The following is a 248-nucleotide window of genomic DNA, read 5'->3' on the forward strand; positions in this document are numbered from 1 at the left end:
CGGCAAGCTGGTGCCGGGGCTCGCGACCGAATGGAAGGTCGATGACACCGACAAGACCAAGTGGCGCTTCAGCCTTCGCAAGGGCGTGAAGTTTCACGACGGCAGCGAGTTCAACGCCGATGCGGTGGTGTGGAACGTCGACAAGGTGCTCAAGCAGGATGCGCCGCAATTCGATCCGAGCCAGGTCGGCGTCACCGCGACGCGCATGCCCACGCTCGTATCTGCCAAAAAGATCGACGACATGACGG

Annotated in this window: 1 protein-coding gene; it reads left to right on the forward strand. The window is 62.1% G+C overall.

Annotation, left to right across the window (positions count from 1 at the left end):
- Positions 1–248 (forward strand): ABC transporter substrate-binding protein (locus G8O24_RS43340; protein WP_244646456.1); only part of this gene is annotated, 248 nt, incomplete at both ends.

The sequence above is a fragment of the Bradyrhizobium campsiandrae genome (assembly GCF_014529705.1).
In the GTDB taxonomy this organism is placed as follows: Bacteria; Pseudomonadota; Alphaproteobacteria; order Rhizobiales; family Xanthobacteraceae; genus Bradyrhizobium; species Bradyrhizobium campsiandrae.